The sequence below is a fragment of the Solibacillus isronensis genome, assembly GCF_900168685.1.
Taxonomy (GTDB): Bacteria; Bacillota; Bacilli; order Bacillales_A; family Planococcaceae; genus Solibacillus; species Solibacillus isronensis_A.
On sequence record NZ_FVZN01000014.1, the window covers coordinates 1093911 to 1119905 of the forward strand.

General features: G+C 37.1%; 25 protein-coding genes and 1 pseudogene. 18 read left to right on the forward strand and 8 right to left on the reverse strand.

What is annotated here, in order from left to right:
• The first annotated feature begins 29 nt into the window (after positions 1-29).
• Positions 30-509, forward strand: coding sequence for a DUF2243 domain-containing protein (locus B5473_RS13950; RefSeq protein WP_079526164.1), 480 nt, complete (start codon positions 30-32; stop codon positions 507-509).
• On the forward strand, positions 502-1347 hold the full coding sequence (locus tag B5473_RS13955) for a cytochrome c oxidase assembly protein (protein WP_079526166.1): 846 nt from the start codon (positions 502-504) through the stop codon (positions 1345-1347). The genes B5473_RS13950 and B5473_RS13955 overlap by 8 nt, the downstream gene beginning before the upstream one ends.
• 86 nt (positions 1348-1433) lie before the next feature.
• On the opposite strand, the gene B5473_RS13960 is transcribed toward B5473_RS13955, so the two are convergent.
• Positions 1434-2972, reverse strand: coding sequence for a glycine betaine uptake BCCT transporter (locus tag B5473_RS13960; RefSeq protein ID WP_079526168.1), 1539 nt, complete (start codon positions 2970-2972; stop codon positions 1434-1436).
• 487 nt (positions 2973-3459) lie between these two features.
• Here B5473_RS13960 and B5473_RS13965 point away from each other — a divergent pair, with 487 nt between their 5' ends.
• The gene (locus tag B5473_RS13965) at positions 3460-4296 is read left to right on the forward strand and encodes an MBL fold metallo-hydrolase (protein WP_079526170.1); all 837 of its coding nucleotides are present in this window, start codon (positions 3460-3462) and stop codon (positions 4294-4296) included.
• Between the two features lie 89 nt (positions 4297-4385).
• Here the strand turns inward: B5473_RS13965 and B5473_RS20940 are convergent.
• A pseudogene (locus tag B5473_RS20940) lies at positions 4386-4499 on the reverse strand (manganese catalase family protein); the annotation flags it as partial.
• A gap of 128 nt (positions 4500-4627) precedes the next feature.
• On the opposite strand from B5473_RS20940, the gene B5473_RS13975 reads away from it, so the two are divergent.
• Complete coding sequence (locus B5473_RS13975; protein WP_079526172.1) at positions 4628-6622, forward strand: catalase; 1995 nt, start codon at positions 4628-4630, stop codon at positions 6620-6622.
• Between the two features lie 314 nt (positions 6623-6936).
• Entirely contained in the window at positions 6937-7992 is a 1056-nt protein-coding gene (locus B5473_RS13980; RefSeq protein ID WP_079526174.1) for a YkvI family membrane protein, read from the forward strand.
• A gap of 73 nt (positions 7993-8065) precedes the next feature.
• On the opposite strand, the gene B5473_RS13985 is transcribed toward B5473_RS13980, so the two are convergent.
• From B5473_RS13985 to B5473_RS13995, 3 genes are read right to left on the reverse strand one after another with little or no spacing between them, the layout of a single operon-like run.
• A complete protein-coding gene (locus B5473_RS13985) occupies positions 8066-9619 on the reverse strand; it encodes a YndJ family protein (protein ID WP_079526176.1) in 1554 nt (517 codons plus the stop codon).
• Positions 9588-10196, reverse strand: coding sequence for a DUF4166 domain-containing protein (locus tag B5473_RS13990; RefSeq protein ID WP_079526178.1), 609 nt, complete (start codon positions 10194-10196; stop codon positions 9588-9590). The genes B5473_RS13985 and B5473_RS13990 overlap by 32 nt, the downstream gene beginning before the upstream one ends.
• 1 nt (position 10197) lies before the next feature.
• On the reverse strand, positions 10198-11106 hold the full coding sequence (locus B5473_RS13995) for a DoxX-like family protein (protein ID WP_079526180.1): 909 nt from the start codon (positions 11104-11106) through the stop codon (positions 10198-10200).
• Positions 11107-11288: 182 nt separating this feature from the next.
• On the opposite strand from B5473_RS13995, the gene B5473_RS14000 reads away from it, so the two are divergent.
• From B5473_RS14000 to B5473_RS14010, 3 genes are all read left to right on the forward strand, one after another.
• Entirely contained in the window at positions 11289-11921 is a 633-nt protein-coding gene (locus B5473_RS14000) for a hypothetical protein (RefSeq protein WP_079526182.1), read from the forward strand.
• A 101-nt stretch (positions 11922-12022) separates the two neighbouring features.
• Entirely contained in the window at positions 12023-12670 is a 648-nt protein-coding gene (locus tag B5473_RS14005; RefSeq protein WP_079526184.1) for a DNA alkylation repair protein, read from the forward strand.
• Between the two features lie 84 nt (positions 12671-12754).
• Positions 12755-13132 carry a peptidylprolyl isomerase gene (locus B5473_RS14010; protein ID WP_079526186.1) on the forward strand — a complete coding sequence of 126 codons (378 nt, stop codon included), beginning with the start codon at positions 12755-12757 and terminating at the stop codon, positions 13130-13132.
• A gap of 110 nt (positions 13133-13242) precedes the next feature.
• On the opposite strand, the gene B5473_RS14015 is transcribed toward B5473_RS14010, so the two are convergent.
• The gene (locus B5473_RS14015; RefSeq protein WP_079526188.1) at positions 13243-14526 is read right to left on the reverse strand and encodes an alkaline phosphatase family protein; all 1284 of its coding nucleotides are present in this window, start codon (positions 14524-14526) and stop codon (positions 13243-13245) included.
• Positions 14527-14530: 4 nt separating this feature from the next.
• Complete coding sequence (locus tag B5473_RS14020) at positions 14531-15778, reverse strand: MFS transporter (RefSeq protein WP_079526191.1); 1248 nt, start codon at positions 15776-15778, stop codon at positions 14531-14533.
• A gap of 155 nt (positions 15779-15933) precedes the next feature.
• Between B5473_RS14020 and B5473_RS14025 the strand changes: the two genes are divergently transcribed.
• The 3 genes from B5473_RS14025 to B5473_RS14035 all read left to right on the forward strand — a co-directional run bounded on the left by B5473_RS14025 (position 15934) and on the right by B5473_RS14035 (position 19089).
• On the forward strand, positions 15934-17103 hold the full coding sequence (locus B5473_RS14025; protein WP_079526193.1) for an MDR family MFS transporter: 1170 nt from the start codon (positions 15934-15936) through the stop codon (positions 17101-17103).
• 174 nt (positions 17104-17277) lie between these two features.
• Positions 17278-17943, forward strand: a complete 666-nt coding sequence (locus B5473_RS14030) for a metal-dependent hydrolase (RefSeq protein ID WP_079526195.1) — start codon at positions 17278-17280, stop codon at positions 17941-17943.
• Between the two features lie 303 nt (positions 17944-18246).
• The gene (locus tag B5473_RS14035) at positions 18247-19089 is read left to right on the forward strand and encodes a GGDEF domain-containing protein (RefSeq protein ID WP_254865321.1); all 843 of its coding nucleotides are present in this window, start codon (positions 18247-18249) and stop codon (positions 19087-19089) included.
• A gap of 163 nt (positions 19090-19252) precedes the next feature.
• On the opposite strand, the gene B5473_RS14040 is transcribed toward B5473_RS14035, so the two are convergent.
• Positions 19253-20110: a transcriptional regulator gene (locus B5473_RS14040; protein ID WP_079526199.1), complete on the reverse strand. Its 858-nt coding sequence runs from the start codon at positions 20108-20110 to the stop codon at positions 19253-19255.
• Between the two features lie 438 nt (positions 20111-20548).
• Here B5473_RS14040 and B5473_RS14045 point away from each other — a divergent pair, with 438 nt between their 5' ends.
• The 7 genes from B5473_RS14045 (at position 20549) to B5473_RS14075 (ending at position 25781) form a co-directional block, all read left to right on the forward strand.
• The gene (locus tag B5473_RS14045) at positions 20549-21100 is read left to right on the forward strand and encodes a sigma factor-like helix-turn-helix DNA-binding protein (protein WP_079526201.1); all 552 of its coding nucleotides are present in this window, start codon (positions 20549-20551) and stop codon (positions 21098-21100) included.
• Positions 21093-21260 carry a YvrJ family protein gene (locus B5473_RS14050; protein WP_079526203.1) on the forward strand — a complete coding sequence of 56 codons (168 nt, stop codon included), beginning with the start codon at positions 21093-21095 and terminating at the stop codon, positions 21258-21260. The genes B5473_RS14045 and B5473_RS14050 overlap by 8 nt, the downstream gene beginning before the upstream one ends.
• A gap of 14 nt (positions 21261-21274) precedes the next feature.
• On the forward strand, positions 21275-21460 hold the full coding sequence (locus B5473_RS14055; protein ID WP_079526205.1) for a hypothetical protein: 186 nt from the start codon (positions 21275-21277) through the stop codon (positions 21458-21460).
• 621 nt (positions 21461-22081) lie between these two features.
• Positions 22082-23554 carry a hypothetical protein gene (locus tag B5473_RS14060; RefSeq protein ID WP_079526207.1) on the forward strand — a complete coding sequence of 491 codons (1473 nt, stop codon included), beginning with the start codon at positions 22082-22084 and terminating at the stop codon, positions 23552-23554.
• Positions 23555-23775: 221 nt separating this feature from the next.
• Positions 23776-24258 (forward strand): DUF2975 domain-containing protein, encoded by a 483-nt coding sequence (locus tag B5473_RS14065; protein WP_079526209.1) that lies wholly within the window; start codon positions 23776-23778, stop codon positions 24256-24258.
• Between the two features lie 11 nt (positions 24259-24269).
• Positions 24270-24485 (forward strand): helix-turn-helix domain-containing protein, encoded by a 216-nt coding sequence (locus tag B5473_RS14070; protein WP_079526211.1) that lies wholly within the window; start codon positions 24270-24272, stop codon positions 24483-24485.
• A 48-nt stretch (positions 24486-24533) separates the two neighbouring features.
• A complete protein-coding gene (locus B5473_RS14075) occupies positions 24534-25781 on the forward strand; it encodes a DUF4153 domain-containing protein (RefSeq protein WP_079526213.1) in 1248 nt (415 codons plus the stop codon).
• Positions 25782-25995: the final 214 nt, after the last annotated feature.

A 25995-nucleotide genomic window follows, 5' to 3' on the forward strand; every position in this document is an offset into this window, starting at 1 on the left:
ATTTACACGTAAAGGGGCTCTGAATTGACATGAGAAATAACAACGACTTAGAAGTTTCGCGCCGGAACATGTGGTCAGGAATCTTGTTTGGCATCGGTTTGATTGCCTTTATTGATGAAACTGTTTTTCACCAGCTGTTAAGATGGCATCATTTTTACGACAAATCGACAACGGATATCGGGTTAATTTCCGATGGTATTTTTCATGCCTTCAGCTGGTTTGCTACGATAGCGGGCTTATTTTTATTTGCAGATCTGCGTCGGAGAAATGGTCTGATTTTTCAACGGTGGCTTGGCGGCGTATTATTAGGGGTTGGTGTATTCCAATTGTATGACGGTATCATTCAACATAAATGGATGCGTATCCACCAAATCCGATACGTGGACAATGTCATTGTGTACGATATTGTGTGGAATGTCAGTGCTCTGATTATTTTACTAATCGGTATTTATCTATTATTCCGCACATCAAAAAACAGTACTTTAAAAGAGAAGACTGCAAATGAATAGTCTATACTTGCTGCACAGTCATGGACATGTAAGTCATTCGGTACCTGCAATAAACCTTCAATTAATTCTCGGGTTCATTTTCATATTTTTATTGGCAGCATATATAACCGCTGTCATCATAACGAATCGGCGCTATAAAAAATGGCCTATTTTCCGTACAATTTGCTGGACAATTGGTATGATTATTGCACTTGCTGCAGTTGTCGGTCCTTTGGCAAACAGTGCGCATTCTAATTTTACGGCACATATGGTGAGCCATTTATTGTTAAGCATGGTCGCACCGATATTTATGGCGATTGCCAAACCGATGACATTGTTGCTCAGAACAGCAAACACGTCGGTGGCGCGTAAGCTGACGACTATTTTAAAAAGCGGTTTGCTCCAATTTGTTTCGCATCCGGTCACTGCCGCAGTTTTAAATGTAGGCGGACTTTGGATGCTGTATACAACGGATTTGTATACTTTTATGCACGAAAATGCACTTTTCGCTTTATTTATTCATTTGCATTTTTTTATTGCAGGTTATGTATTTACGATTTCCATTATTTATTTCGATCCGGTCTACCACCAATATTCCTACCGATTCCGCGCAGCAGTTTTAATTATTGCGATTGCCGGTCATGATATTTTGTCGAAGTATATGTATGCAAATCCGCCTGCTGGAGTTTCACAGCAAGAAGCGGAAATGGGAAGTATGGTCATGTACTATGCCGGGGATTGGATTGAAGTGGCTCTAATCATTATTTTCTGCTGGCAATGGTACAAATCAGCAAAGCCACGCAAATATGTTACAGTGGAGTTCAATAGGGATGAACAGGTTGCAGTGAATGGAAAATAAAGTAGTTATTAATTTTAATAAGAGGAAAATTATTTTCTAATAAAAAAAGCGTCGTAAATTTGCGACGCTTTTTCATATGGAATCGGTCAACCATCTTTTTTCTGGCCATTCGCTGGAGGCTGTTTTTTGGGGCGGATGTAGAGACCTAATTTCTTACGCTCAGCCATTAACGATTTGTAGAGTGAAAGAATCATCAGCAAAATGATCAACGAAAACGGGAAGGCGACAATAATGGCGGCATTCTGCAGTGCGGTCAGACCACCTGAGAACAATAAACTTGCCGCAATCGCAGCCTGTAAAATTCCCCAAATCAGTTTTATTCTAAAAGATGGATTCATAGATCCGAATGTAGTTTGCATACCAAGTACAAATGTCGCTGAATCGGCCGAAGTAATAAAGAAGTTCATGATGAGCAGCATCGCGACAATCGATAAAATAAAGCCAAGTGGCATTTGGTCGAATACACCGAATAATACTTGTTCTGTCGGTAAATCAACAAGACTTTCATTTTTATTAAGATACGTATCAATCGCTGTTGTACCGAACGTTGCAAACCAGAAAATACTAACAAGTGTCGGTGCTAAAATTACACCCAATAAAAATTCCCGGATCGTTCGTCCTTTTGAAATACGTGCAATGAAAATACCGACAAACGGCGACCAGGACATCCACCATGCCCAGTAGAAAATCGTCCAGCTGTTGATCCAATCACGACTGCCAACATCTCCCGGTTCCATACGTAAACTCATTTGTACAAAGTGTTGCAGATAATTTCCTAGACCGGATGTGAAATCATTCATAATGGATACGGTAGGACCTAGAAACAGTGTTAATAGTAACAAGGCCGCCGCTAAATAAAGATTCCCATTACTTAGAATTTGAATTCCTTTATCAAGACCAGTAGAAGCAGAAATTATAAACAATACAGTAACAATTGCAATAATAATCAGTTGGACAGTGAAGTTTATTGGTAAGTCAAATAAATATGCAAGACCACCATTAATTTGCTGAGCCCCTAAACCGAGTGTTGTTGCAACGCCAACCACGGTAGCGAAAACTGCAATTATATCGATTGTGTGACCAAGTGGACCTTTTGTTTTTTCACCGAAAAGAGGAAACAGTGTGGAGCTGATTAAACCTGGTGCGCCTTTTCGGAAATTGAAATAGGCTAATGCTAATGCGACTACTCCGTATATTGCCCAGGCAGAAATTCCCCAATGGAAATATGTGTAACGAAATGAATCTTTTAATGCTTGTTGGGACCCTTCAGGAGCCTCAGGAGAACTAATAGCGAAATGCGATAATGGCTCTGCAGCTCCCCAGAATACCAAACCAATTCCCATACCCGCACTAAATAGCATCGCAAACCACGATGCATTGCTGTAGTCCGGCCGGTCAGTCGGCTTACCAAGACGTATGGCTCCAACAGGACTCAATATGAGGAAAACACAAAACGCAATAATAATTGCAACGACTAATAAATAATACCAGCCAAAATTATAAGTAAGTAAATTTTGAATGTTCTTGGTGACATTTTCTAAAGTTTGTGGAGCGATTACACCAACTAGTACAGCCAGCATTACTAAAGTAAATGAGCTCCAAAAAACAATGCCTACTTTTTTCATTTTATAACCTCCGTTCAGTGACATATAAATGTATTGCCCAGTTTGAAAAAAATAAACATTCTTGATTATTTTTTTGCGTAGAAATAAGGTGTGACTAGTTCGAAAGGGATAATAATAACTAGGATCCGCTTTTAAATATAGCACCGCTTTTTCTTTATATTACCCAATTTTCCCGACTTTAACTAAAATGAATAACTCTTTTATTAATTTCCTATACTGTGTCAAAAAGGGGAAAGTCTTGTTGACACAAACAATGGAAATAAAGCAGGAAAGTAAACGACTTAATAAGCAATTCCTCCATTCATCAGATTTTGTCGCAAAGAAATTAAGCTTGGGCAAGAAGAAAATGTCATTTTATGCTATTATTCATCACTTGTCAATAAATCAGAGGATATTTCCCCGAAAGTAGATGTAGAAATCGTGAAAACGGGTATATTGGAATAACTGTTGAAAATTCAGAAAAAATTTTATGAAGGGGGTTTTCATTTTGGATAAACAAATGAATTACGGTGATGACTATAAATTTATACCAGCCTCATCTGTTAAAAGTGGTGTAAGTGAAGAGCTATTGCCCGACCTATATGTTCACACGATTCAAATTGCAAATATTATTTTTTATAGCAGTCCTGATAATAACGGGTTTGTTTTAATAGACGCCGGGATGCCGAAAAGCGCACAAGAAATTATTGATGTGGCTGAAAAAAGATATGGGAAAAATGCAAAACCGAAAGCAATTATTTTAACACACGGGCATTTTGATCATGTAGGGGCTATCATTGAACTTGTTGAACATTGGCAAGTACCGGTTTTCGCTCACAAGCTGGAACTGCCGTATTTAACTGGCTTAGAAAATTATCCGGAGCCGGACCCCACTGTTGATAGCGGATTAGTCGCTAAAATGTCCCCGATGTTCCCGAATGAAGCAATTGACTTAGGGGAATCTGTCCAGGAGCTTCCTCCAGATGGAACCGTACCTTTTATGGAAGGATTTAAGTGGATTCATACACCGGGACATACACCAGGACACGTTTCGTTATTTAGGGAGCGCGACGGAGCACTTATTGCAGGGGATGCATTTGTGACGGTCAAACAGGAATCCTTGTATAAAGTATTTACCCAGGAAAAAGAAGTGAACGGACCCCCGAAGTATTTGACGCCGGACTGGGCCGCAGCTTTTGAATCAGTAAAAATTCTGGCAGCATTAAATCCTTCTGTAGCGGTTACAGGACATGGCGTGCCGATGAGCGGAGAAGAACTAAGCGAGGGGCTGCGGAAACTTGTTGATAAATTTGATCAAATAGCATTGCCAAGTAATAAGAAATAAATAGTACAAAAAATCATCCTTTTACTCAGTAAATGGATGATTTTTTGAAGTGTGATAGAGTGGGTCTGATTTAAATGCTAAAGCAGAAATTAATTATTCAAATCATATAACCCGGGGCTATGCTCATTTGGCATGTCCGTCATCAACGGTATCGGGAAACCTGCTGGCGGGGGTGTTACCTAATATGTTCCGCCATTTCGACTAAGATTAAAATATTACGATTATATTTCATAGGACTACTTTTCGGAAAATAGGGTAGAAAAGTAACAGAGATGGTTGAGTATAACTAATCTTGTGGAACTTGCTATTTTTGGAATGAGGAGGATGTAAATTGGAGAACAACAATAAAAAAGTCGAGCAATTGAAACAGTTTACTACGAAAGATGAAGGGCAGCCGTTAACTACGAATCATGGATTAAAGTTAACGAATGACGAGCATTCATTAACGATAGGTGAACGTGGCCCAACAATAATGGAAGACTTTCATTTTCGTGAAAAAATGACCCATTTCGACCATGAACGTATTCCAGAACGAGTAGTACATGCACGAGGTTCGGGGGCTCATGGTGTATTTGAAAGTTATGGCGATGCATCAGATATAACGATGGCTCATTTTTTAGGAGAGAAAGGTCGCCAAACACCTGTCTTTGTTCGATTTTCAACAGTAGCAGGCTCACGAGGTTCAGCAGAAACAGTTCGTGATGTACGAGGATTTGCGACGAAGTTTTATACAGAAGAAGGGAACTATGATCTCGTAGGAAACAATATCCCAATTTTCTTCATTCAAGATGCAATTAAATTCCCGGATTTAATTCATGCAGTAAAACCGGAGCCACATAATGAAATTCCTCAAGCGCAAAGTGCCCATGATACCTTTTGGGATTTTGTCGTAAGCAATGAAGAAACCGCACATATGACTATGTGGAAAATGTCTGACCGAGCGCTTCCAAGAAGTTTCCGTACGATGGAAGGGTTTGGTGTAAATACTTTCCGTTTTGTCAACGCCAATGGGGAAGCCCACTTCGTAAAATTCCATTGGAAACCTGTATTCGGCGCTCATTCTTTAGTATGGGATGAAGCTCAAAAAATCGCAGGAAAAGACCCGGACTTTAATCGCCGTGACCTTTTCGATAATATTGAAGCCGGAAATTATCCGGAATATGAACTTGCTGTGCAGCTGATTCCACAAGAAGATGAGTTCAAGTTTGATTTCGATATTTTAGATCCGACAAAAATTTGGCCGGAAGAATTGATTCCGCTTCGCAAACTCGGAAAAATGACATTAAATCGAAATACTGATAACTTCTTTGCAGAAACGGAACAGATTGCATTTCATGTAGGACATGTTGTACCGGGAATTGATTTTTCAAACGATCCGTTATTACAAGGACGTTTATTCTCTTACACCGATACACAACTGATTCGATTAGGCGGACCAAACTTCCATGAGTTGCCGATCAACCGTCCTGTATGCCCATTCCATAATAATCAGCGTGATGGTTATGGTCGAATGACGATTAATAAAGGGCGTGTTGCATACGGGAAAAACAGTTTGCAAAACAATACACCGCATGTAGTGACGCAAAATGAAGGCGGCTATGCTCATTACCAGGAAAAAATCGAAGGTCGAAAAGTACGTGCTCGAAGCTTATCGTTTGAAGATCACTATAGCCAAGCGCGTCAATTCTGGTTAAGCCAAACAGATGTGGAAAAACAGCATATTATCAATGCTTTCAGTTTTGAATTGGGGAAAGTAGAAACAATTGAAATCCGCAAAGCAGCAGTCGATATGTTTGCTCGTGTCGACCGTGCAATGGCTGAACAAATTGCACAAAATATCGGTGTTACACCACCAGACGAATCGATCCAGCAAGTTGCCGATCAACAGCCATCTGATGCTGTGAGTATCTTAAAAAATCAGATACCATTCTTAAAGTCGAAAAAAGTCGGTATTATTGTTGATACAAACAGCAATTTGGAAGAACTGATTACTCCTTTGGAAAACGAGGGCGTTACAGTAGAGTTGATCAGCGATAAGCAAGGAAGAATCGGTGAGCGTGAAATTGATCACACGCTGGAAACCGCATCTCCTGTACTTTATGATGGTCTAATTGTTGCCGCGACTTTCGATAGTGTCGTGCCTAAACGTAAAGTACAACGATTTGCTGATGAAATTTTCAACCACTATAAAGCATTGGGGTATGCTTCAACCGAAATTTTAGATAAAGGCTATGCGAATGCACCTGGTGTCACAACAGGAATTTCAGAATTTGTTGAAGCGTTGAAAAAAGGTCGCCACTTTGACCGTACAGATGCAACGGGTTGATTCTTCTTATAAAATTTAATAATCGCAAACAAAAAACATTTTTCTCATTTGAGAAAGATGTTTTTTTACGAATCTCTATCTCCATTTTCCTACTCGTTTTATAAAAAATGAATATTTGGAATAATAAAATATTGTAATAGTGGTATGATATAATATAAAAATTGTAGTTAAATTTATATTGGAGGGGGGCATTTAGGGAGAAATCTGAAAAGGGCTATGATAATCGGAAAATTTGAAATGGGGAACAACATAGCCTTAGTAATTCATTTAATTTAATACATATTGATCGAAGGATTAAAAGGGGAATTAGACGTGTGAAAAATATATTGAAAATTGGAAGCGCATTTATTGGCGTGATCGTAGGCGCCGGATTTGCTTCTGGACAAGAAATACTGCAATACTTTACGAGCTTTGGAATACTCGGGATATTCGGAGCCATTTTATCAACGGTATTATTTTCAGGCATTGGAATGCTTTTAGTATGGCTTGGCAGTTATACAAAAACGACATCACATAAAGATGTTATTTACAGAATAAGCGGGCGATATCTTGGAATTGTAATCGATTTTATTCTTATTTTTACGTTGTTTGGCGTAGGTGTCGTGATGCTAGCTGGAGCCGGTTCGAACTTAAATCAGCAGTTTGGCTTACCGGTCTTTGTAGGTACGACTCTTATGACAATACTCGTATTATTAACAGGGTTTTTGAAAGTAAAACGGGTTGTTGCCATTATAGGAAGCATTACACCATTTCTCATTCTTTTTGTAATATTTATTGCGATTTACAGTTTTCTAACGATGAATGGAACTTTTGCATCGTTAAACGACGTAGCGCAAGCAACACCGACTACTTTACCAAACTGGTTTATTTCCAGTATTAATTACGTGTCATTTAATATCGCAGTTGGAGCTTCGATGTCCATTGTGATGGGCGGAGCTGAAAAAAATCCAAAAACAGCAGCGCTAGGCGGATTAGTTGGAGGACTTGTTTTAGGTATTCTGATTCTATTAATGCATTTAGCGATTTTCTCAAAAATCGAAGAAGTTGGTACACTGGACATGCCAATGCTGGGAATTGTTAGTAATTTATCGCCAACACTAGGTATTATCATGTCATTAGTTATTTTTTGCATGATATATAATACTGCGGTAGGAATGTTCTTTTCTTTCTCAGCACGTTTTGCGGAAACAGGGACACAGAAATTTAAAAAATTCTTTACGATTACAATGATTGTGGGCTATTTGGCAAGTTTTGTGGGCTTTACTGGCCTAGTGAGTTATTTCTATCCTCTAATCGGTTATTTGGGCATTATCCTTATTCTTGCTTTATTGGCAGCACCCTTTATTATTAAGAGACAAGAAGCAAAATAATTGAATGATTAGGGCATTAAAAAGTAAAGCTACCATTTTCTTTTTTAGGAAATGGTAGCTTTTTTGTCGTATCTTAACTATCAGCTTTTTTCTGTATGTAGTAATCAATCTGTAAAAACTTCATACCAAACAGTGTCATCTGATGGGTTGCGGTAAGGGCTCCTTGTTGTTCCTTAATTACAAAATACTCATGTAACGGCAGTTTAAATATATAAGAACCGATCGCCAAATACGTACCGGCATCGCCTTGCCCATCACTTGTTAAGTACAGTGCGCGGTCTTTTACGGAAAGCTGCAGTATACCGTGCATTGAAGAGAAGGGCAGAGGCAATGCAATATTCATATAGGTATTGGATGCATCTTGATGCGTGGAGTATATTGCATTGAATACCGGGTCACCATTGACCGATCTTTGCCAAACGCGCGGTTTTTCTCGGCCATCATGATGCGGATCAACTTGCCAAATTTCACCGTCCATCATAATCGTTTTTGAAGAAAACGGTAAATTCAGCTGTCCCATTTTCCTGCTGATGAACTGATACACAAAAGCAAAAGGTTTAAACCATGTAGCCCATTGAACAGACGCTTTTAATTCAAATTGTGTAGTACTTTCATAAAACTCACTAACTAATTCAGGAAATTCCTCTTTATTAACATAAGACGCCATATCATCGACCAATCCACGTACCGGTTTGTTTGTTGGGGAAAATCGCCCGCGAATTTTACTGACCGGGAATGCAAAACCGTAATGCTTTGTCGGTGGGACAAAAAGACTCCAACCAATCACAATCGCGATACCAAATCCTAAACAATTTAAAAGACCGTGGAAGTCCAGCATATCCGGAATATCTACAAGATTCGTTCCTGATAGATTGCTGTAAGCGTATAAAAACGACCAAATAATTGTAAAGCATAATGTCAGAAATGCCAGGCGGATGAAGAGACGCTGCATACGCGGCAATGGCCATTTCATAAAGCTGATGCTGAAAATGGCGAGTACATATAAGCTAACCGAAATGATTTCAACGATCCTTGACAAAGTGATCCCGACTGCTACTAGCATTGGTCCTGCAGCGATGACTGCACAGCAAAACTTGTAATAGCGGGTCATATGAAGACGCCCAATCAATCCGACTGTAATGCATAGCAGAAAGGCGGAGTAATGAAAATGAATAGCGGTCAGCCATGTAATAATCGGACTGAACCCTGTATTCAACTGCAGATGGAATGCCAAAAACCACAGTCCACCCATCACAATATAAATTAGACCGATATCGATCATCATTTCCGCTGTATTGACAAAGCCTCTTCTCAAAAACCGGTTAATCCCATAGGAGGCAACAATAAGCGTACTTAGTAAGTAGGCAAGTACACAAAGCAGGATGAGGAAATCGTTTTGTGTGAAATACAGTATTGTAACTGCAAACTGACCGGTTGCTATAATGAGTCTTTGCCAATTTTTCAGCAAAACTAACTGTTCCAGCATGACTGGTACAAAGATAAGTTGAGCTAGCGTCAAATAATAATATATGGATGTTGGTTCGTTAAATAATAGAAGCAAAGCCATACAAACAAGGCCAATGATTGTTAAAGGTCTACTGAGCACATGGCGTAAATTGACCAGCATACATCATCATCCTTCCGATAAGATCATTATAAATGGAGACATGAATCGTATACACATCGAGCACATCATCATACCCTTCCGTTACAACAACTCGGCCTGTCAGTTTCTTTGGCAAACCAACTTCTTTCTGACTGATTACGGCACGCTGTTCTGCGGAGCGGATCATTAAGGAACCGTCCTTTGTAACATCCATTTTTAAATCGGAGTAAAAGAGTGCAGGATCCCCTAAATAATCTTTTACGATTTGCCGTTCCAAATCGACTGTCATCGTCGCATTGAACTTGCGTGTTGCGAGTGGAAAATAGAAAGTGCGCTCCCAATAGACTTCGGCTTCCTTATCATTGTTCATTCTTGCGGTATTCGTTATTGTAAACGGAATTTCTTTCCCGGACTCGGGAAAAAGGAAGTTTGTTTTCGTAAACAGTTGATACATCGGTCGTAAAAAACGCGGTCCGGAATGAATGACTTGCATTGTTCCTTGTGCATGAAAGGGTTGGCCAAATGGAAGGCGGTACCTTTCCTGCAGTTTTGGATGCAGCCTGTGAAAGTCTTTGGCCAGCAATGTTTTGTAAATCATATTAAGCACCTCTTTTTCGTTTGCAGAATCTTGCTGTCGGTAATTCTTTTGTAAGCAGTAGAGCAATAATTGAAGCAATCCATAAACCAATGTTAAATGTAACGACATTAAATGGTGAGGTTGCAACAGAAGGTGCAGCAATAATTGCGCTTAATGTCAGCAATGGGAATAATAAAATTTGCGCCTTTATCAGCAGCGGTTGCAATTTCGGGATTAAAAAGAGTAACCCGATGATCATCTCCAAAATACCTATCCAAATAATGGCCGTTGATGCTTGACCTAACGTTAGCGGTGACAGTTTCATCAGCATCTCAATTTCAAGCGGATGCTTCATCAACACTTTCGGAATGAGACCTTGATAGAACCATGTAAAACTGAACAGGAAGCAGAGTAAATAATAGCTGAAAAATCGCCGGTATTGGGTTGCCGGTTTTTCTCCACTTTCAATCCATCTTGCCAGTACATTAAAACTAAGTGCAGTTGCCCAACCGATAACGGGGCGGAACAGCAGATCAAATAATTGCCCGAATCGACCGAACCGAACGTCATAGTCATACTGGGTTAGAAAGGTTACACGGTCACCATTCGGAATATACTGCCAGTAGCCGCGACCTTCCTTGATTGGGGAAATCAGTTGCGGTGTTCCGAAATGGAGAGAAGAGGTTTTAACGCCACTTGCTTTCTCATGTGTTCCTTTACTTTCACCCCAACCACCTACTGACAGTCCCGGCATTATTTTAGTTGTATATGTAAAAGTTTGAGGTGCTTCCTCATGCTGCTTTTCATTGTAGGTGATGGATGTAAAACGTAAATCCCATTGTTCATGCAGGTCAGGCTGCTGTGTATAATGCCATACTTCTTCAATCGAGCTGTCTATTACGGTTTCCACATAAATCGGCTTTTTTTTCAAGACATTCAGCTCCTCTATCAAAATGTAAAAATGTATTCTACTCATTCATCATACCTTAATATTTCTTCTATGATTAGTCAGAATTTAAAGTGAACGAATTTGCGGAATAAATGTTAATCTCTTACATTTTCAAGTATTATAAGAATGGATAGATCAAGTAACCGATTTTAAAGGAGGAAGTAATGGACTTTATTTTGGATTATAAGTGGTTTTTCCTCATTACTGCAGAAGTTGTTTTCTGGGTATGTGCGATTGCTTTTTTGCTATTGCGCTACTGGTTTCAGCTGAAAAAGCTGAGTTTAGTCGTTTTTGTAATTTTTATTGTGAATGATTTATGGATTGCACTTTTGGCTTATTTCGATTATCAGCGAACAGGTGAATTTTCGATTTATCAAATTATCATCGTCATCATTATTGTATACGCAATGACATTCGGGAAATCCGACTTTAAAAAACTCGATGCCTTTATTAAAAGGTGGGTGGCTAAAAGAAGGGGAGAGCCAATCGATGAATCAATCCAACCTGTTAAACTGTATGGTAAGGCTTATGCGTTACAAGAATGGAAGCAATTTGCGGGGCATTTCGTAGTTTTTGTTCTTGTTCATATAGGATTTGCTATTGCAGTCGGTTTTTCAGACAGTTTGCAGCAAACGCCCTTGAATGAGTTATTCGGAACGTGGTTCGATGGAGAGAAAAGTAATTTCCCTTTTGACAATGAAGGGATCAATAAATTCAGTCATGTATGGCTGCTTATTCTTGCCGTTGATTTTGTAATTACATTATCGTATACATTATTTCCGAAAAAGAAATCATAAACGTGATATTTTTAATTCTCTGAACCAAACATATTGAATATAACCAATATGTTTGGTTCTTTTTAATAAGAATCGATTCTTTAGTAGAGGAGCTATGTAAAATGAGTGAAATTAAATGTTCTTCAAAAGCAGAAAATATCTTACTTCAGATCAATAGTCAAACTAAGTTAGGCGACTTACGCAAAATTGCCAAAGATATAAAAAAAGATCATGAATTAGCAATGGAACTGTGGTCAACTGAGGCGTATTTGCCCCGATTATTGGCAATTTTAATTATGGACAAAAAACTTCTTTCACAAGCGGTGCTAACTAAATTTGATCAGGATATGCAAATGCATGCTTTTGGTGAGCGAAATAATTTAATGGATTGGTTAATGGCAAATCAGCTTATGAAAGGTAAGAAAACAATCGCAATGATGGAGTCATGGGAAAACAGCGATTCTGCTCTTCAAAGGCGAGCTTTCTGGTATTATCAGGCGCGACTGAGATGGACGGGACAAACACCGCCTGATAATACAGCAGACTTGCTTTCTAAAATAGAAGCGAACATTAGCAAGGAAGAATCGGAAGTTCAATGGGCGATGAATCTTACAGCAGGCTGGATCGGTGTATATGAGGAAAAGTATCGTGCACGCTGTATTGAACTCGGTAAAAATATAGGCCTTTACAAAGATGATAAAGTAGCAAAAGGATGTACGCCAAGTTATTTGCCGCAGTTCATTGTAATGGAGGTTAACAAAAGACAATAGTTATCGTTTAAAAATTGCTTAACTTCCAAGAAAGCAAAATAAAAGATGATTAAAAAGATGGCCAATCAAGGAAGGGGACTTAATATGAAAAAACTATTATCGTTAATGTTTGTTTCAGCAATATTATTAGCAGCTTGTAATTCATCAGAATTAAGTATTACTGAAGTTCAAAAGATTCCCCAAAAAGTACAAGAGAGTATTGATACCGACTATACATTGCAGTTAGTTAATGACAGTAAAAGCGATGTAAAATATATTATTTTTCAATCTGACGGATCAGTAACAGCTGAACTTGAAGAGAGAGAAAACATATTAGATATAAAATTGGATACCGAAAACGAAGAAAATAGCGAGTTAAAACAATACGTCTATAAAATTACTCGTGGTGATGCACAATATGATTCAATTAATGTAAAAATAAACGGTCAGGATACACCTATAGATAGTTCCACAGGTTTTTAGGTGAGGTTGTCATTAACAAATTTTATAAAATAAAAATCCCTTTTGATTCTAATCATTCAAAAGGGATTTTCTATACAGAGCTTTTTAATAGGGAAGATTGCCAAGCTCTATTATCTCTTGAAAATTTCAGTCAATGCTCTGCCATCAGTATTACCAAAGTCCAGATCTAAAATATGCGCAATTGTCGGACCGATGTCAACGACACAAGCTTCGCCAATGTTAGAACCGGCTATAACACCATTGCCGGAAATAATCAGGTTGCTCGTATAGTCGGGTTTGTTTGGGGAGTAGCCATGTGTCGCATACTTTTTTCCGAGTGCATGTAAGTCAATGACAGCCTCCTGTAAATGGTCTTCAAACGCATACCCTTCTTTTGCTTCAATCATATAGCGAAACTGACTGGCTATATGAAATTCCTGCAGTTCTTCCGTACTTAAAATGGCTTCGATTCCGTAAGATTCATTCCGTGCTGCATCCTGTAAAATAGTAAGTGCTATTTGTTCTGCTTCCGCATCACCTGGCTGTACATGTAAATAAGCGGCTCCACCTGCACTTTGAACATACGCGCGCCAATGCCATTTGCCATTTTCCTCATAAATCAGACCTTCTTCGTATAAAATCCGATTCAAATACACTTTGTACTGAACATCGAGCTGACTATGGTCTCCGACAATTATAAAAGTCGTTTCTTCATAAATATCCGCCTCTTTTGTTGCCTGAACGAGCTCTCCAATCCGGCGATCCATCCGTTCAATGACTTCTTCAATATGAGGCCCTTTTGTTCCATGTAAATGCTTTGTATCATCGAGGCCAATTAAGTGCATTAAAAGTAGGTTCGGCTTTTTCTTTTTAATCGTATCTACTGCACATAGCGTTGTGAAATCATCTAAATAAGGCTGTTGAATCCCTTGCCGAACTTTTCCGAACTTCATTTCCATTTGCAACGTAAAAAATTTACTGCCGCTTTTCAGTATTTTCAATGCCTGGTTTTCATTTTTAACCGCTTTTATTTCAGGGATATTAAAGTTAATATCCGCTTTTCCTGATACCGGCCACAAAAGACCGGCTGTTGTGAGTCCTTTTTTTCGTGCTGCTTCATATATAGTTGGAGCTTGGATATCACTGCGGAACCAGTGCCAGTTTTGATTCTGCTCAGGCACGAACGGCTGGAACGGATTATTATGGAAAACCCCGTGCCGGTCTGGATAGACACCTGTCACATACGAACTGTGTATGACATAGGTGAGGGTAGGGTACACACTTTTTAATAAATTTGTGGATGCCCCTCGTTCAATCAGTTTTGCTAAATTCGGTTTCGATGCCGCACTTTCCCAATTATCTTTAGAAAAGGCATCATATGAAACGACAATTACATGATTACTTATTTTCTGCATTAGATCACCCTGCTAATTTAGTTTGTTCATGCGCATCCTTTGGCAACATTAAAAAGACAATGAGCCCGATGATGAATAGAGGGATAATTGATAAAATACTGTATCTGGCATCACCGGTCATCGTTGTTGTAAGCGCCATTAAAAAAGGACCAATAATCGCAGCAAATTTCCCGAAAATATTATAGAAACCGAAAAATTCATTTGAGCGCTCTTTCGGAATAATTTTCCCGTAATAGGAACGGCTAAGTGCCTGAATCCCTCCTTGTGCAGATCCAATCATAATCCCTAATATAAAGATATGCCACAATTCTGAAATGAAAAATGCTGCAATACAAGCAATCATATAAGTCGTAATCCCGACAATAATTAATGCCCGTGTCGAATATTTTTTTGCTAGCGTTCCATAAAGCAACGCAAAAGGAAACGCTACAATTTGAATTACGAGTAAAATGGCCAAAAGTATAAACGTATTTAGCCCATCGGAGCCTAAAACACTTGTCGCATACGGAACAACCATTTTAATAATTGTATCGACACCATCTATATAGCAGAAATAAGCGATTAAAAACATGAATACTATTTTATAGTCTTTAATATTTAAAAAGGTTTGACCTAATCGTTTGAAACTATTGCCGATGGGATTTGGTTCGGGTTCTATATAGTGGCGCTGTTTGACATCTTTAATCATCGGAATAGTCAGTAATCCCCACCATAGCGCGGTAATACAAAATCCGATTTGATAACCGATCGCTGCATCCATCCCCATAATTAAGATGACGACTAAACTAATCCCAAATGGAATGACACTTGAAATATAGCCGAAAGCAAAGCCGGAGGATGATACTTTATCCATTTTCTCATCAGTCGTTACATCGACTAAGAAAGAATCATAGAAAATATTGGCACCGGCAAAGCCGATACATGAAAGAATGTACATGACGATTAAGAGCTGCCATTGCCCGCTATCCGGTGAAATAAATGTAAAAGAAAGAGTAGAAATAATTCCGACTAACGCAAAAAATGTGAAGAAACGTTTTTTCTTGTCCTTATAATCAGCAAAGGCTCCTAATATAGGACTAAGAACGGCGACAAGTATACTTGCGAGTGAATTGAAATAGCCTAAATCCATGTTGTTCACACCTTGAAACATCCCAAAGACAATGGGGAAAAGGGCGGTAGTGATCGCAATGGAATAAGCAGAATTCCCGCAGTCGTATAAAATCCAAGACTTTTCTTCTTTTGTCAGCTTCACTTACATAAAACCTCCCAACCTACTATTTTCAGTCATTATACCATTATCTTGAAATTGATAAGTAAAACCATACAGAAATTTCATATTAAAGAAATATTCTTTACGCAAACTCTGTATAATGGAAGTTATCTCTAAAAATTTACAGGAGGCAGGCTATGGCAAGGATTTTTAACTATTTTCATCCACTTGTTTGGATCATATTAAGTGGGACGATTTTTGTACGGACTGCGAGCTTTATGGCAATCCCGTTTTTAGCTTTATATTTACATAATGAACTACATGCCTCTCCTTTATTAATCGGGGTTACAATTGGAATTGCCCCACTGTTTTCAACATTCGGTGGATTAATCGGCGGCTATTTAACCGATCGATTCGGACGAAAAGCGGTTATTATTATTACGGTATTTATATGGAGCCTTACATTCGGTGGATTTGCGTTAGCTCCTTCAGCTGTTTACTTTGTCGTGTTAAATGCTGTGAATGGGTTATGCCGCTCATTTTTTGAACCGGGTACTCAAGCACTGATGATTGATTTTACGGAAGATGCAAAAAAAAGACGGTTATTTTCCGTACGCTACACGGCCATTAATATTGCGGCTGTTATGGGTCCCTTGCTCGGAGTATGGGTCGCAAGCTTATCAAGCCCAGCGACACCGTTTATGATTACCGGTATAATGTATGCGTTGTATGGCATATTTTTACTCGTCGTGTTAAATCGCTATGAAAAGAAGCAAAAAAGACTTAGTTCAAAACAGCAAATCCGAACAGTACTACAAGCGGTTATCCATGACCAGAAACTGTTGCTGTTTATCGCGGGAGGTATTTTGATTACGGTCGGTTATTCCCAGTTCAACTCGACACTTCCGCAATTCATTAACATGAATGTGGAGGATGGAGTGAAGCTCTTTTCCTATGTGATCGTCGCAAACTCCATTACGGTACTGGCTTTTCAGTTACCTTTAACTGTTTTAAGTGAAAAAATCTCAATTTACAGGCTGAAAATCGGTGTCGTCATTTTTGCGATCGGATTATTTCTGTTTGGGGTTTCTGACAGCTCTTGGATGTTCATTGCGAGTATGATTGTGTTTTCGGTCGGTGAGATTTTCTGTTTTCCGATGATGAATGCGGTTATTGAGGAGATTGCACCTGAGGATCAGAAGGGAACCTATCTTGGTGCATCACAATTTAAAAATATAGGAGGATTTATTGGACCTATTATCGGTGGCTGGCTGTTAACAGTTTATATAGATTATATGTTTGCGATTATTTCATTAATCATGCTCTGCAGTATTTTTATATACAACCGCGCTCAAAGGCTGACTTGAATTGTTGAACAATCGGTAAGTAATAAAACAAAAGAGCTGCTCATAAAGTGAAGCAGGTTCCTGTAAGAAAAAAACTTGATTAATAGAACTTCGTTAAGTACAATGAACACTTTGAATACATAAGAAGTTCGCGGTAAATTCCGCTAAAAGACTTTACAACAAAGAGGTGACAACATGAAAGGTCGAACACATTTAACAATTGGTTTAGGAATCGGGGCCGTGGCATCAGTCAGTCAGGCACCAGAAATGATTCCGGTCGTTTTAGCTGTTTCCGCTGTCGCTTCACTTGCTCCGGATCTGGACGGAAACAACCTGTTGAATAAACATGTAACGAAGACGGCGAAACAAATAAAAAAGGGCGGACAAATGGTCGGTGGAATCATAATGATTCTGTCCTTGGCAGCCTACTTAAATCTTTTGCCTTTTCTTGATAGTGAATGGTTTACCCAACAAAATAAACTGCTGTTTTTAGCGTTGGGGGCCATTATTATTGCAATGTCCATGAGAAGTCAGGAAACACTGAAAAATATTTTAATGACTATGTTAAGTTTATTCCTTATATATTATGCAATTACAGATGAGCTATGGTGGCTCGTATTGTTTGCTGTATACATAGGTGCAGCTGGATGGTTACCGCATCGAGGGTTTACCCATACAATATGGGCAGTGGTCTTTTGGGCATATATGTCCCATCTGCTGGAATTAAGTACGGGTGCGGAAAATTTAGCGATTATCTCAACTATGGCTTATTTATCTCATATTTTAGGCGATATGATGACGAAAAAAGGGGTTAAATTCCTTGCCCCGATTACGAATAAAGTATTTAAAATACGAATATAGATTTTAAGGGAGGTCTTTCATCAGTTTCAATGAACTGTCGAGAGATCTTTTCTTTTTAGTTAATTATTATTCAACAGCAATGAAATCTTCAATAAGCTATAATAAAATAAATGATTATAATAATTTCTGCCCAATACGGATGTTAGAGGAAGGTGAATTATGATTGAAATGCATCGGAGAAATTCCTTATTGCTTCTATTAATAAGTATTTTTTATTTTACACATATAATAATTAATATTTTTATTGAAGGAATAGAGAGTATATTTCCTCCAGCAATCTTTTTTGGAGTATTTGGGCTCATCATGATATTGCTGATTCAGATGAAAGTGAACGCCAAATTTACAATGTATGTAATGATCGGCAGTATGTATATTTATTTTTATTACCTGCTTAACGATTCACCGTATATAGTAAATTATCTCTTCATGTGGCTCGCACTTCCGTTAAGTGCCATCTATCAACAGATAAAAGCAGTTTTGATGGCAGGGGTCGCGTCGATTATTCTTACATTTTATTCATTTTTTTACCTTCACGATGAAATTTTTCCGAACGTCATCAAGGAAGACTTTATTTATTTAGTACTGTTTGGAATATTTATTACCATTTTCCTCATTGTTTTCATTCTTAAAGTGAGGGAGGCCAACGACAAGTTACAGGACTTAGCCTACCACGATCCTTTAACCGGAGCAGCAAACCGTTTAATGCTTAAGGAAAAGTTTGATTTGATGAAGCATGAAAATGTCGACTCAGTTGCATTATTGTTCCTTGATATGAACGGTTTCAAAAAAATAAATGATACATATGGCCATGAAGTTGGGGATCAATTATTGCAAATTATTGTTTTAAGGATAGATGGCATATTAAGAGAGACGGATTTACTTTGCCGATTGGGTGGAGATGAATTTGTCATTTTAACGGCTAATATTAATCAATCAATCGTAAAAAAGATTACGGATAGAATAAAATCTGCACTTGAGAAACCAATGATTTTAGATCAACATATAATTAATGTTTCGGCAAGTATTGGATCATACTTCACAATAGAAGTTTTAGATGCAAATTTAGATGAGATGATTAAAGAAGCCGATCGAGCGATGTATAAAGAGAAAGAATTAAAAGATTTGCCGGAAGATACAATAAACTAATACAAAATCAAAAGCCGTTCAAATTCGAACGGCTGTTTTTGTGGCTTTGTAGCCTTTCTATTCACTCACGGCGGACGCTTTCTATGAGGCACCAGCAATCACACTTGTCGCATTCACTCTGAACAACTAATTTTGATTCACATTTCCTTGTATTAAAATAAAATTAATTTGAGTATTTTTCGACTTCTGTCTCTAAAATAGAAAGCAAATCGATCTCGTCTAAAGCTTCCAACATATTCATCCCTTTATTTTGCCAATATAATCCGCAATGGCCCAAATTATTTAAACAAATTCCCTTACGTATATAACATATGGACAGATTAATAAAAAGCTTTTCTATTTTACATAGTTCGATAGAGTTTTCTAATTGTTTTAAAGCCATATTATAATCTTGATTTTTTAGATATAACAAGGATAGATTAATTAAAAAATTTATTTTTATACGATTTATATTCTGGAAATTTTTGTATTTTTCAATATGCCGAAAAGCAAATTTTTTCATTTCGACAGCGGTTTCAATTGGAAAAATATAAAGTATAGAATTTAGTAAAAAAATATCGGACAAGTACAATTCGTCTCTGCGAGATAATTCTATCCAAATGGGCTCGGCAAGTAATTTTGCATGATGAATGTCGTTAGTATTTGCTAGTATTGTTAAACTTTTTATAATGATAAATATTTTATTAATAAGTTTATCCTCAGGAAATTCCTTTAAATATGACATACAATTCCTCTGTAATTGCAATAAATTTTCCGAATTATTATATGTCTGATTATAAAATTTGTTAATAATTTCATCCCTTAAAGGCATGGTATAACTATTATCAATATACCTAAATTCTTCATATGAAGTTTCTATTCTTACTAGAAATTCACTTAAGGTTGAATGTTTAATATCTTTATTTTCCCCTAGTTCAAATTTGGAGAAATTACCTTGTGTACAAATATTGTTGGAAACATATTTCTGTGAAAACCCTTTGCCAACTCTAATTTTTTTTAATGTTTTCCCGTAATTGTTCATAATACCCTCCAAATATTCATTTACTAATATTATAAGTTGGCAGAGAGTAATTTATGTAAAATAAGTAAAAAAGGGGGGGTGAGAAAATGATTGAATTAATTATTATCGCTCTGGATTTATGGATAGTAGGAATTGGTGGGGGATAAAATGATATTTTCACAGGAACAGTAACATTTGGTGTAATAAAATGATGGCACCAGTCGTAATAAGATTCCAACTCCTACGTCTGGTGCTCCTCTTTTATAATCGAATGCGTCGTTTATTTGGAGATAACAATCGTTAAAAGTAATTTTAAAACCCTATAATTTTATATTTTGGTTGTATTATTCTTTGGAAATTCCCCTTTATATAGTAAGGGATAAGCATTCTATTCGATCTTTTTAATTTAAAACGAACAGAGGTTATGTTTTATGACTAAAAAGATAAGGGGTATGACGAATGAAGATTTTAAATCCTGATGTCGTGAATAGTAATGTGTTTAAAAGGTTCTTAGAGATTGAAGAATATAACAAACTGTATAATGCATACTTACAGGATCCGACAAGTACTAATGCGGATTCTCTTAATGAACAGTTCAAATACTTTGAAAAACTGATTATACGTATCGCCTATATAAAAAAAGCAATTAGATATGAATCCAGAAAATTTGATTCAAAGGTAAGAGAGTACAATAAAAAATATGAATTAAATTTGGATGCACCTATTAATGAAAGCCTGGCAATGGTAGACACAGTTCAAGATGAAAATTCTTATATACAATTTGAAACCATTTTTGAGAATGACTTAGAGAGCTTGTTGAGTGATGAAATGTTAATAACTTTGTTAAAACGTTTAAATACTAAGCAAAAACAAGTTTTGTATTATCGGTATGTAAACGAGTTAACTGAGAAGGAAATTGCGAAGCTTTACAATGTATCCCAACAAGCTATTTCTAAGATGATTCATAAATCAATAAACATATTAAGAGAAGGGAGGGAGAGGAATGATTGAGGGCCAGCTTTTTCAAATATTAGGGAATTTCGGATTTCCAATTACCATTGCGATTTATTTATTAATGCGATTCGAAGGCAAAATTGATTCATTACGAAATTCAATTGACTTATTATCGAACGACCTCACAAAGACAAACCATGAAAGGAGTAAAAAATAGAGGGGAGGTTAACTATGGTCGAGCAATTTGATCCAAATGAAATTGTTCAAGTTTTAAAAAGAATTGAACCTATCATTTCATATTCTTCACTGCAAACGAGAATGGAAAATCGGGATGACCTTAAGCAGCACCTTTATGAAGTTACCATTAAAACTTTAAAAAATACGGTTTTTGTACAACCAAAAGGATTGTTTAAATGAATAGAATAGTTGGCGAGGCATTTTGATATCTAAGGAGTTAGTTGCATCTTTGGATTATTAAAATGCCTTTTTAATTTATGTGGACTTGGATGATGTAAAGAAATCCTCAGTATTACAGGAATGTAAAAATGAATGATACATAATAATCAAGGTGTGTTACGGGATAAACACTAATATTTTGAGGGTGCTTTAAGTTTTTTATTTTTTTATCGGTAATAATAGGCAGAAAAATGTCTTTATTGTTTAGACAATTTTTACTGTTTCGTGATATATGTAAAATAAATTCACCACGTTACATAGTAAAGGGAAATTCATGAAATATCCTAGAGAACAAATATGGAAGCGTAACCATTCAATAAAAATAACTTGATTTTCGCTGTATTTATTATTTCGTATATTGCAAAATTCAAAAAATTCGTAACGGAGACATCATCTCTTTTAATCAGAGTAAAACAATATCGTAATATAATTTTGTTATATTCTAGACAGGCAGTAGATGGTGCTGCCAAAAAAATTGAGGAATCATTTTACTCGGTTCAATCAGAGGTGAAACGATCAATACCTGGATCAATGAAAAATCCATCCTATCAGTACAAAATACGAATTAGGAGCGATCAAGTAATGAATAAAAAACAAATGGACTCTAAAACAGCAAATAAAAATTTTTCTAAGAAAGTAGCGCCACTCGTGATGTCAACGTCATTTATAGCTGCATCGTTTTTAGCGGCAGGTGCACCTATTTCTGCAGCGGAATTGGATGCAAAGGAAGTTAATCCGGAAATTATTGAACAAGCAAAAAATCATGGTCAGAAAGTGTCTGAATTTGCAAAGAGCCTGCCAGGTTCTCCTGAAAAAGGGAAGCTTGTCAGTCAAGTTGCCCAGCAAAAAACCGAAACTACGGAAGAATTAGAAGTTAAAGATAATACAGATGATACAACGAATGATGTTGTTGAAGATGGTGTAGCAGAAGAGCCGGAGACACCGGTGACTGAAGATGATGTAACCGTAGATACACCAGCGGTTGACGATGATCAAGCTGAAGATGTAACAGAAGAACCAGAAACTGAAGAGGAACCAGCAGAAGAAATTGTAACTGATGAGACAGAAACACCGGTGCCTGAAGAGGGAACAGCAGAAGAAGATGTAACAGAAGAACCGACAGCACCAGTAACTGATGATGATCAAGCGGAAGACGGTGCAACTGAAGAAACAGAAACACCGGTATCAGAAGATGGTCAATCGGACGATGTAACAGAGGAACCGACAGCATCAGTGTCTGAAGAGGAACCAACAGAAGAAGATACAACAGAAGAACCGATAGCACCAGTAACTGATGATGTTCCAACAGAAGAAGATGCAGCAGAAGAACCGGCCGTACCAGTGTCTGAAGAGGATCAAACAGAAGAAGGTGAAACTGAAGAAACAGAAACACCGGTGACTGAAGATGGTCTAACAGAAGAAGATGTAACTGATGAGACAGAAACACCGGTATCAGAAGAAGAGCAAGTAGAAGAACCGACAGCACCAGTAACTGATGATGATCAAGCAGAAGAAGGTACACCAGATGATGACTTTACTACATGGGTAGAAGAATCTTATCAATTTATCGATAACAGTTACCAAAGCTTAATAAACTACTACCAAACTCATATAGAACAATATTTAAGTGATGTCGATTCTGAACAATCAAATGAACAATCTGAAAATATTCCAGTAATTGATGAAGCAACTGATGTTTCTTCTGATATTGATGAAACGGTACCAACAACTGTAGAGGAAGATACAGCTCAAGATATCCCGGTTGAAAATACAGCGCTACCAACAGAAACTGAAGAAAATCTGGAAACTCCAGTAGTGGAAGAAACTGAGGAGCTACCTTCAACTGTTGAAACACCAGAGCAGGTAACTGAAGAAGTGGAGAATACTGTTTCAAAACCGGTACAAAACCCCGAACAAACTGATATGGAAGAAATTAGTGTAGATCCTGAACCAGAACAAGATCAAAGTGAAAAAATCGCACTAAAAGATAAAGTGGTTGGTTACTACCAAGACCTTGTAGCGTCATTCTCTAACTTTTTAAGCTTCCTAAAATAAAAGGGGCAAAGTGAAAATAATAAATAGCAACAAGTAAAAGCTTGGAAAGCCTTAATTAATAAGGTTTTTTCCAAGCTTTTTGTTTGGGAGAACATAATTCACATTAAATAAAAAACACTAATATGCAATAAAAACTTCATGAAAATAGATATAATTTTATTGATTTACGATAAATTATGTAATAAAATCAAAAATGAAAATAAATAAGTGAGGTGCGATTTATGGAAAAAGTAACTACGTTGTTTTTAAAAGTTGCTGTTGTTTTTTTAGGAATTCCTGTTTTGGCGCTATGTATCTTTTTAGTACCTGAATTGGCAAGTGTAGCAGCAAAAATGCTTCCGGAGTTTGCTTTTGTAAAATATTATGTTTACATCGTTTTCGATGCTTCTGCAATTCCTTTTTTCTTTGCTTTGTATCAGGCTTTCCTACTTTTACGCTATATCGACAATAATAAAGCGTTCTCCGATTTAGCTGTGAAACCGCTAAAGAAAATAAAATATTGTGCGATAACGATTAGTGTTTTACATTTATTAGTTTTGCCGCTATTTTATGTGTTTGCGGAATTGGATGACGCGCCGGGAGTTATCTTTGTCGGATTAATTGTTCCTTTTGCTTCATTGGTAATTGCAGTCTTTGCAGCTGTTCTTCAAAAACTTTTACAAGAAGCAATTAATATTAAATCTGAAAACGATTTAACGGTCTGAGGTGAATAACAATGGCAATTATAATTAATATTGATGTGATGTTGGCAAAAAGGAAAATGAGCGTAACAGAACTTTCGGAAAGGGTTGGGATTACGATGGCAAACCTTTCTATATTGAAAAATGGGAAGGCAAAGGCAATTCGGTTAACAACTTTAGAAGCTATTTGTAAGGCGTTGGATTGTCAGCCTGGAGATATTTTAGAATACAAAAGTGATGAAGACAGTTAACTATTACATCGGGAATTTTGTAAGACAATAATTAGAGGAGGGAAAACAATGGAAAGTAATAATTTGGTTATTGAAAACATTAATAAACCCGATGTACTAGAGAGAATGTATAGAAAAGACCCGAAAGCTTTTTCCAAGTCATTCAAACAGGCTTGGGAACAAAACTCTGATTCTCCAATATTAAGTGTTTGGTATGAAAGACTGAATTTCAGCGAAAAAGAAAATATAAAAAAATCTTCATCGTTTCAAAATGGATTTTTCTTCATGGGTATATTAGCGATCATGGCAGGGGTATGCACAAGAATTATATTCCATTTTGTCGAACAGGAATCGATTGCTCCGATTAATCTGGCATTTGGTATTATTCCCTTTATTGCTGCCTACTTTGTTTACAAGCATAAACCTAAAAGAAGTGTCATTTATTCGTTAGTGGCAATGTTCTTAGTTTCAGGAATTTATTTGAATATGCTGCCATTAAATTTTAACGACGATAGCATTATTTTAGCATATTTACATTTCCCGATTTTCTTATGGGTATTATTAGGGCTTGCATATACAGGAAATGATTATATAAATAGCAGTACAAGATTAGCTTATATCAAATTTAATTTAGAATATGGCATTCTTTACGCCAGCATGGCAGTTAGCGGAATGTTTCTTGCATTATTAACGTTGCAGTTATTCAGCTTCATTGGCCTAGATATTGAGGACTTCTACTTTAGTAATATCGTTTTATTTGGGGCAGCGGCACTTGCAGTTGTAGGTGTTCACCTCGTTTCAATGAATTTGAAGCTTGCCAAAAATATAACTCCATTTATAGCTAAAATTTTTAGCCCGTTAGTATTAATTACTTTGCTTGTATACCTTGTAACTGTCCTATCGGTCGGTAAAAATCCGTTTTTGGACCGAGATTTCCTGATCGCTTTCAACGGAATACTACTTGGCGTACTGGCTGTTACAATATTTTCTATTACCGAGAAGGACTCGGACGATAAAAAGAGCATCTTCGACTATGTCAATTTCGCTTTAATCGTTGTTGCGCTTATCATTGACAGTGTCGCATTATCAGCCATCATGTTCAGACTTACCTCTTATGGGATTACACCTAATAGGGTTGCTGTTTTAGGTGTAAATATACTAATCTGTGCAAATCTACTATGGATTATGATTTCTTATATGCGTTATCTGCAAAATAAATCCGGTCCAAACGCTATCCAAAATGCTGTTACAAAGTATTTGCCGGTATACGGATTATGGGCAGCTTTCGTTATATTTACATTTCCGATAATTTTTTAAGTAAAAGGTTGTTTAGAAATTTTCAATAGCTACAGTCTATAAAGGTGTAGCGGGAATAGTCCAATTTCTCCTTCGCAATGATGGGAAATTGGGCTTTTATTTTTACTAATAGGTGTAGTAACATCTGAGTAATAGAAGGGGTGTTATGATATAGTAGTTTTTCAGGAATTTTGGACCGCGGTAATATTAAATCAAAAGAATGGGTGCGATATCA